Annotated in this window: 14 protein-coding genes; 12 read left to right on the forward strand and 2 right to left on the reverse strand. The window is 58.8% G+C overall.

The annotated features are described in order from the left end of the window. Window positions 1-84 precede the first annotated feature (84 nt). A complete protein-coding gene (ilvD, locus tag NXF97_RS03075) occupies window positions 85-1,743 on the forward strand; it encodes a dihydroxy-acid dehydratase (protein ID WP_274956438.1) in 1,659 nt (552 codons plus the stop codon). Window positions 1,744-1,800: 57 nt separating this feature from the next. On the opposite strand, the gene NXF97_RS03080 is transcribed toward ilvD, so the two are convergent. Beyond that, window positions 1,801-2,508, reverse strand: coding sequence for a YggS family pyridoxal phosphate-dependent enzyme (locus NXF97_RS03080; protein WP_274956439.1), 708 nt, complete (start codon window positions 2,506-2,508; stop codon window positions 1,801-1,803). Window positions 2,509-2,517: 9 nt separating this feature from the next. Continuing rightward, window positions 2,518-3,318, reverse strand: a complete 801-nt coding sequence (locus NXF97_RS03085) for a pseudouridine synthase (protein WP_274956440.1) — start codon at window positions 3,316-3,318, stop codon at window positions 2,518-2,520. A 436-nt stretch (window positions 3,319-3,754) separates the two neighbouring features. On the opposite strand from NXF97_RS03085, the gene NXF97_RS03090 reads away from it, so the two are divergent. Genes NXF97_RS03090 through hypE form a run of 11 tightly spaced genes read left to right on the forward strand, consistent with a single transcriptional unit; the run spans window position 3,755 to window position 13,078 of the window. After that, entirely contained in the window at window positions 3,755-4,216 is a 462-nt protein-coding gene (locus NXF97_RS03090; protein WP_274956441.1) for a hydrogenase expression protein HyaE, read from the forward strand. Window positions 4,217-4,268: 52 nt separating this feature from the next. After that, the gene (locus NXF97_RS03095; RefSeq protein WP_022373440.1) at window positions 4,269-5,069 is read left to right on the forward strand and encodes a hydrogenase expression/formation C-terminal domain-containing protein; all 801 of its coding nucleotides are present in this window, start codon (window positions 4,269-4,271) and stop codon (window positions 5,067-5,069) included. An 11-nt stretch (window positions 5,070-5,080) separates the two neighbouring features. Beyond that, window positions 5,081-5,377 (forward strand): rubredoxin, encoded by a 297-nt coding sequence (locus NXF97_RS03100; protein WP_022373439.1) that lies wholly within the window; start codon window positions 5,081-5,083, stop codon window positions 5,375-5,377. Then, window positions 5,358-6,032 (forward strand): [NiFe]-hydrogenase assembly chaperone HybE, encoded by a 675-nt coding sequence (hybE, locus tag NXF97_RS03105; protein WP_074009926.1) that lies wholly within the window; start codon window positions 5,358-5,360, stop codon window positions 6,030-6,032. The genes NXF97_RS03100 and hybE overlap by 20 nt, the downstream gene beginning before the upstream one ends. Then, a complete protein-coding gene (locus NXF97_RS03110; protein ID WP_274956442.1) occupies window positions 6,019-7,161 on the forward strand; it encodes a hypothetical protein in 1,143 nt (380 codons plus the stop codon). The genes hybE and NXF97_RS03110 overlap by 14 nt, the downstream gene beginning before the upstream one ends. Next, the gene (locus tag NXF97_RS03115) at window positions 7,154-7,498 is read left to right on the forward strand and encodes a hydrogenase maturation nickel metallochaperone HypA (RefSeq protein WP_022373436.1); all 345 of its coding nucleotides are present in this window, start codon (window positions 7,154-7,156) and stop codon (window positions 7,496-7,498) included. Before NXF97_RS03110 ends, NXF97_RS03115 begins: the two co-directional genes overlap by 8 nt. Before the next feature lie 18 nt (window positions 7,499-7,516). Beyond that, window positions 7,517-8,332: a hydrogenase nickel incorporation protein HypB gene (gene hypB, locus NXF97_RS03120; protein WP_022373435.1), complete on the forward strand. Its 816-nt coding sequence runs from the start codon at window positions 7,517-7,519 to the stop codon at window positions 8,330-8,332. Window positions 8,333-8,360: 28 nt separating this feature from the next. Then, on the forward strand, window positions 8,361-10,718 hold the full coding sequence (gene hypF / locus NXF97_RS03125; RefSeq protein WP_274956443.1) for a carbamoyltransferase HypF: 2,358 nt from the start codon (window positions 8,361-8,363) through the stop codon (window positions 10,716-10,718). Then, entirely contained in the window at window positions 10,690-10,923 is a 234-nt protein-coding gene (locus tag NXF97_RS03130; protein ID WP_022373433.1) for a HypC/HybG/HupF family hydrogenase formation chaperone, read from the forward strand. The genes hypF and NXF97_RS03130 overlap by 29 nt, the downstream gene beginning before the upstream one ends. Continuing rightward, the gene (gene hypD, locus NXF97_RS03135) at window positions 10,907-12,019 is read left to right on the forward strand and encodes a hydrogenase formation protein HypD (protein ID WP_274956444.1); all 1,113 of its coding nucleotides are present in this window, start codon (window positions 10,907-10,909) and stop codon (window positions 12,017-12,019) included. Before NXF97_RS03130 ends, hypD begins: the two co-directional genes overlap by 17 nt. A 9-nt stretch (window positions 12,020-12,028) precedes the next feature. Then, the gene (gene hypE / locus NXF97_RS03140; protein ID WP_274956445.1) at window positions 12,029-13,078 is read left to right on the forward strand and encodes a hydrogenase expression/formation protein HypE; all 1,050 of its coding nucleotides are present in this window, start codon (window positions 12,029-12,031) and stop codon (window positions 13,076-13,078) included. The last annotated feature ends 35 nt before the right edge of the window (window positions 13,079-13,113 follow it).

Raw genomic sequence — 13,113 nt, forward strand, 5'->3', positions numbered from 1 at the left:
ACAATATGCAGACACCGTTATTTCGGACAATTCTGAATAACACCACAAATACAACCCCGCGTATTCATGGGAGAAAATAAGTTTATGCGCAGTGATCCGTTAACCAAGGGCATCAATGCCGCCCCGCAGCGTTCGCTTTTAAAGGCCCTGGGCCTGTGTGATGCCGAAATCGGCAAGCCTCTGATCGGCGTTGTGAGCTCCAAGAACGACATCGTTCCGGGCCACATGAATCTTGACAAGATTGTCGATGCCGTCAAGCAGGGCGTGGCTTTGGCGGGCGGCGTTCCGATTGTGTTCCCGGCAATTGCCGTCTGCGACGGCCTTGCGATGGGCCACGTCGGCATGAAGTACTCCCTGGTTTCGCGCGAACTCATTGCCGACTCCACCGAATCGATGGCAATGGCTCACCCCTTTGACGGCCTGGTGATGGTCGCTGCCTGCGACAAAAACGTCCCCGGGCTTCTGATGGCCGCCGCGCGCCTTAACATTCCTTCAATTGTGATCAGCGGCGGCGCAATGCTTGCCGGTCACTTTGAAGGCCACAAGGTCTCCTACTCCAACATCAGCGAAGCGGTGAGTCAGTTCCGAACCGGCAAGATCACGCCGATTCAGTTTGAAGACCTCGAAAACAAGGCATGCCCGTCCTGCGGTTCCTGCTCGGGCATGTTTACCGCGAACTCCATGAACTGCCTCTCGGAAGTGCTCGGTATGGCGCTGCCCGGCAACGGCACGATTCCGGCCGTTTACTCCGCCCGCCTGCGCCTTGCCAAGGAAAGCGGCATGAAGATCATGGATCTCGTCCGTGACGACCTTAAGCCCCGCGACATCATGACGCGCGACGCGTTTATGAACGCGCTTGCCATTGACATGGCACTCGGCTGCTCAACGAACTCCATGCTGCACCTGCCCGCCATCGCGCACGAATGCGGCATTGATCTTGATCTCTCGGTCGCAAACGAAATCAGCAAGCACACCCCGAACCTCTGCCACCTCGCTCCGGCCGGCAACCACTACATCGAGGAACTCGACGAAGCGGGCGGCATCCGCGCGGTGATGGCTGAAATCGCCAAGCTCGGGTTCTTAAAGACCGATCTGATGACTGTCACCGGCAAGACCGTTGCCGAAAACATCAAGGGCGCGAAGATTCTCAACACCGAGATCATTCACACCGTTGATAACCCCATCAGCAAGGAAGGCGGCATTGCTGTTTTGAAGGGCAACCTCGCTCCCGAAGGGTCTGTGGTGAAGCGCTCGGCCGTGGCTCCTGAAATGATGCATCACAAGGGCAAGGCCCGCGTCTTTGACTGCGAAGAAGATGCGCTTAACGCCATCTACGGCGGCAAGATCAACGCCGGCGAAGTCGTCGTGATCCGCTACGAAGGACCCAAGGGCGGCCCCGGCATGCGCGAAATGCTCAACCCCACCTCCGCCATTATGGGTTCGGGCCTCGGCAACTGCGTGGCTCTCATCACCGACGGACGCTTCTCCGGCGCCACCCGCGGTGCCGCCATCGGTCACGTCTCGCCGGAAGCTGCTGTGGGCGGCCCCATTGCGCTCATCAAGGAAGGCGACATGATCGAAATCGACATTCCCGCCAACACGATCAGCGTGGATGTGTCGGACGAAGAAATGACGAAGCGCCGTGCCGAATGGAAGCCGAGAACGCCGCGCGTGAACACGGGCTACCTCGCCCGCTACGCCAAGCTTGTGAGTTCGGGCTGCAAGGGTGCCGTGCTGAGTTAATTTCAGAGGGCTTCTTGGAAAAAGAGGACGTCTTTACGGGCGTCCTCTTTTTTTGCGTCAGGCTTTGGCCGGATAGTGTCTGGCGCCGAAAATCGCGCTGCCGACGCGAACCTCGGTGCTTCCGGCCTCAACAGCCTCCGTCATATCCGCGCTCATTCCCATGGAAAGCGTGTCAAAGCCGTAACGGTCTTTGAGCCCGTCAAAAAGCGCACGCATGGCAATAAGGGGCTTCATCTTTTCTTCCCGGGTGTCAGCGGGCGCCGGAATCGTCATGAGCCCTCTGAGTTTGAGCCGTGGAAGCGCTCTCACGGATTCAATCAGAGCGGGAAGATCGTCGGGCACAACACCGCTTTTACTGGATTCGCCGTCAATATTGACTTCAATGAGCACATTTAAGGGCGGCAGATTTTCGGGCCTCTGGTCATTTAAACGCTGCGCGATTTTTAAGCGGTCAACACTTTCCACCCAGTCAAAATGCTCGGCCACAGGGCGCGTTTTGTTGGACTGCAGCGGCCCGATAAAGTGCCAGACAATCCCTGAGTCAGGCCTCTTTTCCTTAAACCACTCTATCTTTTCCACACCTTCCTGCACATAGTTTTCGCCGAACGCTTTCTGGCCCACAGCAAGCGCTGCATCCACGGCTTCAGCGGGAAACGTTTTTGAAACCGCGAGCAATACGACACTTCTGCCGCAGGTATTCGCGGCCGCTTCGAGCCTTTCACGGACACGGGCAAGGTTTTCGGGAATTCGGGAAAAATCAGACATAACAGTTACTCAAGAATCAGCCTGGGGCGCGGCATCGGTCCAAGGCGCCGCCACGCGGGCATTGTAGTAAGACTCAAGCCCGAGAGACTGCAGTATGCGGTTCATTTTTGTGTCGGCGGGCGCCGTAATGTCCAGGAGTTCACCGGTGACAGGATGCGTGAGCGCCAGGCGCGCGCAGTGCAGAAACATCCTCTGCTCTCCCCAATACGCCGCAAGCGTGCGGTTTAAGGCGCCTTTACCGTAGGTGGAGTCGCCGATCACCGGGTGGGCGATATGCTTTAAATGCCGGCGGATCTGATGCCTGCGGCCGGTTTCGGGTTCGGCCCCCAAAAGCGTCACCCGCACCGAGGCAAAATCCCCGAACGCAACCGGCACCTCAGTGCGCGCCCAGGGCTCAATATCCGTTACCGCAGGCTGCGCTTCGGTTTTCTGGGTCCTCAGATACGGATCACGCACGGGCTTTAAGGCGTAATCAATGCGGCAGGGTTCATTGATCCAGCCGCGCACCAGCACCGCGTAGCGCTTTCTCACGACCCCGGTCTCAAACTGACGGGCAACGGTTGCCGCCGTTTCCGGATCAAAGGAAAAAATGAGAACGCCGGAAGTCCCTCTGTCCAGGCGGTGCGCAGCATAAACGCGGCGCCCGAAAAGATCCCGGGCCTGCTGCAGCGCAAAGGCCTCCGCGTTGGGTGCCACCTCGCTGCGGTGCACGAGAAGTCCCGCCGGTTTCATGACGATCCCGAGCACTTCATCGGTGTAAAGCCGCACCACCCGCGGTGCCGACGGTTTTTCTTCCGGCGGTAACGACAAAACTGACTCCGTCACAAAACAAAGAAAATGCTGTCTGCCTTTTAGCCGCACACGAAAAAACTGTCAAGCCCGTCGGGGCGAAAATGAAATTTCCAGCGATATCAGCCCCCTGCGTTTTCCACCCTTTTCCACTGTTTGTGTGGAGATCTCAGAGGAGCTGAAAAAATTTCACACAAATTCAGCCGGTTTCTGTTATGCCTATTTTTTAAGCACGCAGCAATATCTTGTTTCCGTTGTGCAGGTTATGCCATCTAGGTATTTTCCCTGAAATTCTGACGTGATTTTTTCCTGCCGCAAAATAACCATCTCCTTTATCGGGAACACTTACTCCCGATGGCTGAGGGAAGAAACCAAAAACGGCACCAACGGAGTATTTACACCCCTTTCTCACTGCATCAGAATGATTGGTACTACATCCGAAACAAACGGGTCATTCATGGCAGTCAAACTTAACGTCCCGACCGCGGAACTCGTGCGCATCAACGTCGATGAGCACCCGCTTTTTAAGCGCATCTGGGACGACAAAACGATTACGCGCATCACGGACGCAAACGCTGAAACCGTCACAAAAGCTCAGGGACTTTCCGCGCTTTGTATTGTCGACGACCCCGTGATGTACAAGGAAACACTCGATATGGCCGTGATCGGCCCGGAGCTCTTTAATCTTTTCGGCGGCACTCTCACGGCGCAGGGCTTTACCGATCCGGCCTTCGGGCGCCGCATCGCCAACACGCTCGGCATCCGCAGGCTGCCGGCGCTTGCGGTCTTTCGCTTCGGCGAAATGATGGGTGCAATTGAAGGCCTTCAGGACTGGGACGTCTATGAGGCAAAACTTGTTGAGATTCTGACCGGTGAGACGGCGCAGCCCAAGCGTAAGATTGTGATCGGCAACGCCTGAACGAAAGCCCTCCGGGAAATCGATTTTTAAAACAGTCATTAAAAGGAAGCGCATGCCGCACAACATCACGGATTCGGCCTGGACCGGTCCCGATCTGAAACCTGAAGAGGAAAAACGCGCCGCTCAAAAGACGCTGGCAGTTCTGGAAGAAATGGCGGACGTCTTTAAAAAGGCGGGAGAGGACACGAAAAACGAACTGCACTGGATCACGGATCTGGGGCGGCTTGACGCCGGCACCAACCGCTTCTTAAAGCAGACGCTCGGCAGGGGGGAAGTCAAAATTTCTCTGTGCGGGGGTGAAGCCGTCGCGGAAGAAACCGAGATCCCCGCGGTCTGGCGGCTCACGATCGGCGAGCAGACGAGTCTTGTGGCCGCACTGCTGCCGCGCTGCGTGACAACGCTGCTTGAGACCGGCAACACCGACATTAAGGAACCGGAAAAAAAGCCCGACGGCCTTTTTGCCGCGGGCCCCGTGCTCTCCGAACTCAGACAGGCCTTAAAAGACGCCGATCTCACAAAGATTCCGGAGTTGCCCGACCATCAGATTGATCTGTCACGCCAGCCCTTAAACCCCGCGGACATGAATTACATTCTCACCACGCTCGGGGAAGGCAAGGTCGACATCGAACTTTCCGGCTTTGCCAAAAGCCGTATTCAGGCTTCCCGCGTCAAAGGCATCTGGCGCAGCCGCATTCTCAACAATGCCGGCAAAACCCTGATGGACAGCCTGGTGGTGGCGCTTATTCCGCCTGAAGTCCCCGCGGGCCGCGAAGATATTCCGACCTCAGAAGCCAAACTGCGGGAACTTGCCGACTGGATCCGCCGCGACATGGCGCGCGGCGCGATCGGTTAAGGAGGTAAGCCGTGACGGAATTTGTGAGTTCTGAAGAGGTCCAGAAGCGCCTGGATGCGCAACGCGCCAAACGCATTGCCGCAAGCGGACGCATGCAGTGCAAGGTCTGCTGGTACATCTATGATCCGGCCGAAGGGTGCCCCGAGACGCAGACGCCCCCGGGCACCCCCTTTTCGGAACTGCCCGAATGGTGGAGCTGCCCGCACTGCGACACACCTGCGGCGCTTTTTCTCCCGGTCCCCGAGGACGAAACCGACAGTGCGGCAGACACCTCCAGCGAGGCAACCGATGGAAATCAAACCCGTTGAACTCGTCCGCAAGCCCAAGCCCTTTGACAGGGATGAGGCCGCGCGCGCCTACGATCGGTCTCATACCGGGCAGACACCCCGTCCGGTCTTTATCCGTGAGGAAGGACGCCTCAGGGTCTTTCAGCAGGATCCGGCCCCCTTTTACGAGGCCGGTTTCCGGGAAATTCTCGCAACGCGAATGCGGGGGCTGCCGATTCTCAATCCCCGCATGAATGTGAAGGTTCTGCCTTTTAAGCGGATCGGTCCGCACTGGTTCGGTGTGGCGGTGACCCCGTGGTCGGTGCAGGCGGTGCTTGCCTGCGGCGACAAGGCCCGCTGGAAACCGGTCGCGGCCGGTGCGGAAATCGATATTCCGCTCCCCTCGGGCCCCTTTACGTTTCTGGGCGTTGCCGACAGTGTGCTCGGGCAGTACTTAATGTGTTCACTGAAAAGCCCGGTCACTGATTTTGCCGATCAGGCCGCGGCCGAAGCCTTTGCCGGTGTGTGCCTGCAATTGATGCTTTCCAAAAAGAAAGAGGACGTGCCCGAAGACGAGCCCGGGGAAAAGCTCACGCCCGCCAGACCGGTTAAACCGGCCAAAAGCCTCTCGGATCCGGTGACGCGCCGTGCGCTTTTTTCTGACTTTACCGACGGAGGAGCCGATGAGTCTCACTGATGCCACGGTGGATATCACCGTCACGGTCCGCGAGGACAACACCGTCGCGGTACGCACGGTTTCCGGGCGCGACGATACGGTAGCCAAAACGCTCACCGGTACGTCGCTTTCCTCGGCCGCACCCAAGCTTCTTCTCACCTCGGTCTACGCGCTCTGCCCTCAGGCTCATCTGGCGGCCTGGGAGGCGGCCTCTGCCCGGGCTGCCGCCAAGGCAATGCCTGAGAACGCCCAAAGGGTTGCCGCCGAAACGGCTGCCGAACATCTGCGGTTTCTCGCGTTTGACGCGCCGAGAGCCGTGGGGCTTAAACCCGCGCATGACGTGCGGCGTCTGGGGGCACTGCGCGCCCTGATGACGCAAGAATTTTCCGCAGTCAAACCGGATTTTGCGAAAATCCGCGCGGCACTGACCGCTGAAACCGAACACTTCATCACGGGTCCTGCCGCGGGCTTTAATGCGCTTGATTCAATTCCTGACTTTGAGTCCTGGATCACGCACGGGCAGACCCCGGCCGCGCAGCTTTTCTCCGCGCTTTGGGAGCAGGTCCCCTCCCGCGGGATTCTCACGACACCCGCACTGGATCCTCATTCGCCGGCGGACGCTGAAACGTGGTTTACGCCGCAGTTTTCCGCGCAAAACCCCACGGTCAGAGGCAAACCCCGCATGACCGGGGCTCTGACGCGCTGGAAATCGCACCCCCTCATTGCCGATCTGGATGAGCTCTACTGCTGCTCGGTGAGAACGCTTTTTGTGGCGCGCCTGATTGAAATCATCCGGGTGCTTACGGACTGGGCCAAAACCTTTGATTTTGTCCGGGCTGCCGCGGTTGCCGCCGACACGGGGGTGGCACTGGTGCAGTCCGCGAGGGGGCTTTTGACGCACCGCATCAGACTTGCCCGCGACTTAAACCGCGTAGAGTCCGTCGTGATCGCTGCGCCCACGGAATGGAACTTTGCCCGGCACGGCGCAGCTGAGGAGGCGCTCTCTAAAATCGAATTCTTCTCGGAAGAAGACTACCGGCGCCAGGCCGCCTGGATGCTCGCGGGGATCGATGCCTGCGTACCGTGCCGCCTGCACTTTGAGATGCCGCAAACCAACGGCACCACGGATGAGGTGAGCGCTCATGCATGAACTTTCCATTGCTGAAGGCATTGTTGAAGCCGTGGAAAAAACGGCGGCCGCTCAGGCTATTGACCGCGTGCTTTCCGTGCGGGTTGCCGTCGGGGAACTCGCGGGCGTGGATATTGAGGCCCTGAAATTTGCCTGGCTCTCAGTAACGCGCGAGGGCCTTTTAAAAGGCGCGGGCCTTACGATTGAAACACCCCCGGGGAAAGCCTGGTGCCTGGACTGCGGCAAAGAAGTTCCCCTGCACCGGCACGGCGAACCCTGCCCCGAATGCGGGGGTTACCATCTCACGGCAACGCAGGGGCATGAACTGCGCGTATTGGATTTTGAAGTTCCTGAATAGATTTTGGAGAAAAACGTTATGTGCACAACCTGCGGCTGCGGCGGCAGCCATACCCACACCCACGTGGATGAACACGGTAACGTCGTCACCCACACGCACGGACCGCATGACCACGATCACACGCATGAGCATCATGACCACGATCACGCGCATGAACACAGTCATGCCGCCTCCCGCACGGTGACCGTGGAGGAAGACATTCTCGCGCGCAACAACCGGGAAGCCGAAAAACTCCGGGAAGAATTCCGCCGCCACAAAATCCTCGCATTGAATTTTGTGAGCTCTCCGGGATCAGGAAAAACTGAACTTTTGTCCGCCACTGTCCGTGCACGCAAAGAAGGTGACCCCGTGATGAACGTCATCGAAGGGGATCTGCAGACCGACAACGACGCAAGCCGCATCCGTGAAGCGGGAGCCCGCGCCGTGCAGATTAATACCGGCAAAGGCTGTCACCTCGATGCCGAACAGGTGACGCTTGCCGTGAAGTCGCTGTCTCCGCAGGACAACTCCGTCCTTTTCATCGAAAACGTCGGCAACCTCGTGTGCCCTGCGGAGTTTGACCTCGGTGAGGCCCACAAGGTCGTGGTGATTTCCGTTACCGAAGGCGAAGATAAACCCCTTAAATACCCCGACATGTTTGCAGCGGCCGATCTGATGATCATCAATAAGATTGATCTTGCGCCCTACGTGAAATTTGATCTCGATAAATGCGAGGAGAACGCGCGCCGCGTCAACCCCCGCATTCAGTCACTGCGGGTTTCGGCCACTACCGGGGAGGGGCTTGAAAAGTGGCTTGCGTGGCTTAAGGCCCAATACACGCTCGCAACCCTTTAAGCCGGGCGGCAAAGGACGGTCAGTCAAAATGCGCGTGCGTGAATCGTTTCGGATCCGGGGCCTTGTGCAGGGGGTGGGTTTCAGGCCCACCGTCTGGAACACAGCCCGGCGTCTGAAACTTGCGGGCGACGTTTATAACGACAGCGAAGGTGTCGTTGTCAACGTTGAGGGCGAAGAGGCATCTGTCGCGTCCTTTGCCCGGGAACTGCGCCGCGATGTTGCGCGTGACGCACCGCTTGCGCGGATTGATGCCCTCGTCTCACTCGGGTTTTCCGCACCCACGGGTGCAACTGACTTTGAGATCACCACAAGCCGCGAGGGCGCTGCCCGAACAACCGTGACGCCGGATGCCGCAACCTGCGCCAAGTGCGCTTCAGAGATCTTTACCAAAACGAACCGCCGGTGGCGCTACGCCTTCACTAACTGCACGCACTGCGGTCCGCGCCACACGATTACGCGCCATATTCCCTATGACCGTGCACAGACCTCAATGGCGGTCTTTCCGATGTGTCCGGTCTGCCGCGCCGAATACGAAAATCCGGCCGACCGGCGCTTCCACGCGCAGCCTAATGCCTGTCCGGTCTGCGGCCCGAAACTCACGCTCACCGACAATAAGGGTAACGTCATTACGGGCGACGCGATTGCCGGGACACTTAAAGTGATTCTTACGGGCGGCATTGCCGCCGTAAAGGGCCTCGGGGGCTTTCACCTTGTGTGCGATGCCCGCAACAGCCGTGCCGTCACACGGCTGCGTGAGCGCAAGGGCCGAAGCGAAAAACCGCTTGCCGTCATGTGCGCCAACACCGAAAGCGCTTCAGAACTCGTGCGGCTGTCTGCGGCAGGCGTAAAGGCGCTTACTTCCGTTGCGCGACCGATTGTCCTTGCGCCCAAAACCGAGGCGGCCGACCGGCTTCTTGCGCCGGGCGTCGCCGGGGGTTTCAGCGAGGTGGGCGTGATGCTCCCCTATACGCCGGTGCACCTGCTTCTTTTTCACGAATACCTCGGGCAGCCTGAAACGGACCTCGCGTTTGAAAACCGCACCGTGGACCTCACGCTTGTGATGACAAGCGCCAATCCTGGGGGCGAACCTTTGGTGACCGGTAACGAGGAAGCCTACGGAAGGCTCATGGGCATTGCCGACGTCTTTTTGCTGCACAACCGCGACATCGTCGTACGCTGTGACGACTCCGTGGTGCGCGATACAAAAAACGGCATCCAGACGGTGCGCCGTGCCCGCGGCTACACGCCGCTTGCGCTCCCCTTTCCGGCTGATGCCGCCGACAGCATTCTCGCAACGGGACCGTTTCTGAAAAACACCGCCTGCATCACGCGCGGAAAAGAAGCCTTTGTCACCGAACACATCGGTGACACTGACAACGAATCAACCTGCAGAGCCTTGGCGGGCTCGGTAAAGCACTTTCTCAACATTTTGGAAGTCTCCCCCGGGGCCGTTGCCTGCGACCTGCATCCGGACTTTTATTCGACGCACCTTGCAGAAGACTATGCGCAGAGGCTCGGCATACCGCTTATCCCCGTGCAGCACCATCATGCGCACGCCGCTGCCGTCATGGGCGAGCACGGGGTGACTAATGACGCCTGGGCGCTCGTTGCCGACGGCGTTGGCTACGGCACGGACGGGACGGCCTGGGGCGGCGAACTCCTTCATGTGCATACGAACGGCACGTTTGACCGCATCGGGCACCTTGAAACGATGGCGCTGCCGGGTTTTGACAAAGCCGCACGGGAACCCCGGCGCATGGGTGCCGTGATGTGCCTTAAGGCGGGCCGCGGCGAGGTGATTGAAACACTGTGGCCCGCCTTTACCGGGCAGCCTGTTCGTGAACTTATCAAAAGCCCCCGGCTCTCGGGCCGCACGACCTCGCTCGGGCGTCTTTTTGATGCCGCGGCTGCCGTACTGGGCCTGGTGGAAGTAATGCACGATGAAGCCTATGCCGCCATGCGTCTTGAAAGCGAAGCCGTCAACGCCCAAGGGCGTGTTCAGCCTCATGGCTGGACGGTTTCAGACGATAACGTACTAAGCTTTACGCCGCTTTTTGCTGAACTTATCGACAGGCGCCTTGCCGGCGACAATACCGGGCAGTGCGCCGCGGACTTTGAAGCGACCGTGGCAGCCGGCCTTTCGGACTGGGTGAGCCGTGTCGTGCCCGCAGGGGAAACCGTGTGCCTTGCGGGGGGATCTTTTTTAAACCGTGTTTTAGCCGAATCCGTACCGCGGAGACTGCGTGAACACGGACTGACTGTTTATATGCCGCAGAGTCTGCCGCCCGGAGATGGGGCCGTCAGTTACGGTGAGGCGCTGGTTGCGGCGCAGATTTTGAAATATCGGGAGATGAATCATGTGTCTGGCAGTTCCTGCGCAGATTGAGTCGGTGAACGGGACATCCGCACTGTGCGTGATGTCGGGAGTCACCAAAGAAATTGACGTGTCGCTTACGCCTGAAGTCAGGCACGGCGACTGGGTGATCGTTCACGTAGGGTTTGCCCTGCAGACGATTGACGCCCAAAAAGCGCAGGAGACGCTTGCTCAGATGGCCGCTTTAAAGGATGCAGGCGATGCAGTACGTCACTGAGTTTCGCGACCGCGAAAAAGCGCAGGCCATTGCAGAAGAAATCCGGCGCGAGGCAAAACCCGACAGAAGTTACCGCTTTATGGAGTTTTGCGGCGGACACACGCATGTTCTGGCCCGCTGGGGACTGACGGAACTTCTGCCCGCCAACGTCAAAATGATTCACGGACCGGGTTGCCCCGTGTGCGTACTGCCCGCAGGCCGCATTGACATGGCGGTTGAGCTTTCCGCAAGGCCCGGCGTGATTCTCTGCACCTACGCCGACGTGATGCGTGTGCCGGCGGGAAAAGGCCAGACCCTTTTTAAAGCGAAGGCGCAGGGCGCGGATATCCGCATGGTGTATTCCCCCATGGACGCGGTGAAACTGGCGCGTGAAAACCCCGACAAGGAAGTTGTCTTCTTTGCAATCGGCTTTGAAACGACAACGCCGCCTACAGCGGTCGCAATCAAAGTTGCGGACAAAGAAAACCTCACGAACTTTTCGGTGATCTGCTCGCACGTGCTCACCCCGGCCGCCATGGAACATATCCTGCTGGGAAAAGTGCATCTTGACGGCCTGGTGGGCCCGGCGCACGTTTCCACCGTGATCGGCGAAAAGCCCTATCACTGGTTTGCCGAACACCACCATATGCCGGTTGTGATCTGCGGGTTTGAGCCGCTTGACATGCTCCTGAGCATCCTCATGCTCGTGCGGCAGGTAAACGACGGGCGCAGCGTTGTGGAAAACGAATTTACCCGGGCTGTAACGCCGGAAGGCAACACCGTTGCCATTACCCTCATGGACGAGGTCTTTGTACGGCGCAAGAGTTTCGGCTGGCGCGGTCTTGGCGAAGTCCCCGAAAGTGCGCTTGCCATTGCCCCTGCCTACGCCCGGTTTGATGCGGAAAAGAAATTCGGGCTTGTTGAAAAGCCTGTGCCCGACAACAAGGCCTGTGAGTGTGGCGCCATTTTGCGCGGTGAAAAAGAGCCCAAAGACTGCAAGGCCTTCGGCACGGTCTGCACCCCCATTCACCCGATCGGAGCTTGCATGGTGAGCAGCGAAGGCGCCTGTGCGGCGTTTTACTCTTACGAACGGCGAAGTCTTGCCGCCAAACAATGAGGATTCGCAATGTCTGTCAAACCCAATTACATCCGGCCGCTTGATATCCGTCACGGGGTCGTTGACATGACCTTCGGTGCCGGGGGCCGTGCCACCTCGCAGCTCATTGCCGAAGTGTTTGCACCGGCCTTCACCAACCCCTACCTTGATGAGGGCCACGACGGCGCAGTATTGCCGGCAATCAAGGGGCAGCCCGTCATGAGTTGCGACGGCCACGTGGTCAATCCCCTCATTTTCCCGGGAGGCGACATCGGGCGGCTCGCAGTTTCAGGGACCGTAAACGATGTTGCGGTCTGCGGCGCAAAGCCCCTGTATCTCACGGCTTCCTTCATTATGGAGGAGGGGCTGCCCCTGGCAACCCTCAAAACCATCGTTGACTCGATGGCCTCAACCGCAAAAGAAGCGGGTGTGCAGATTGTCACGGGTGACACCAAGGTCGTGGAAAAAGGGCACGGCGACGGCCTTTACATCGCCACCACCGGTTTCGGGGAAGCACACGCCGGCGTACACATCTCCGGACGCGCGGCCAAACCCGGCGATGCGGTGCTCGTCACCGGGACTATGGGTGACCACGGCATCACGATTCTCTCACACCGTGAGGGCTTAAGTTTCGGCACTGATCTTAAAAGTGACACGGCGCCCTTAAACGACATCACCGAAAGCCTCATTGCAGCATTAGGCGGCAAAGTTCACGTGCTGCGCGATCCGACGCGCGGAGGCCTTGCCACCACCTTAAACGAGATTGCAAGCCAGTCGGCCGTCGGCATTGAAATGGACGAGGAAGCGGTGCCCGTTTCCCCGGAAGTTCAGTCAGCCTGTGAGTTTCTAGGGCTTGATCCCCTCTACATTGCCAACGAAGGCAAACTCATCGTGATTGTGGAAGGGGGTGCGGCAGAAAAAGCCCTTGAAATCATCCGCCGAAACCCCCACGGCAAAAACGCCTCCGTCATCGGAACCGTGACCGAAGAAAATCCCGGAACGGTCCGGATGAAGACGCTTTTGGGCGGCCACCGCCTGGTGGACTGGTTGAATTCCGACCCCCTGCCGCGTATCTGTTAAGCCGCAGGCAACCAGAAAAAGAGGACAGGTTTTAA

Source organism: Duodenibacillus massiliensis, from assembly GCF_928721995.1.
GTDB classification, from domain to species: Bacteria; Pseudomonadota; Gammaproteobacteria; order Burkholderiales; family Burkholderiaceae_F; genus Duodenibacillus; species Duodenibacillus massiliensis.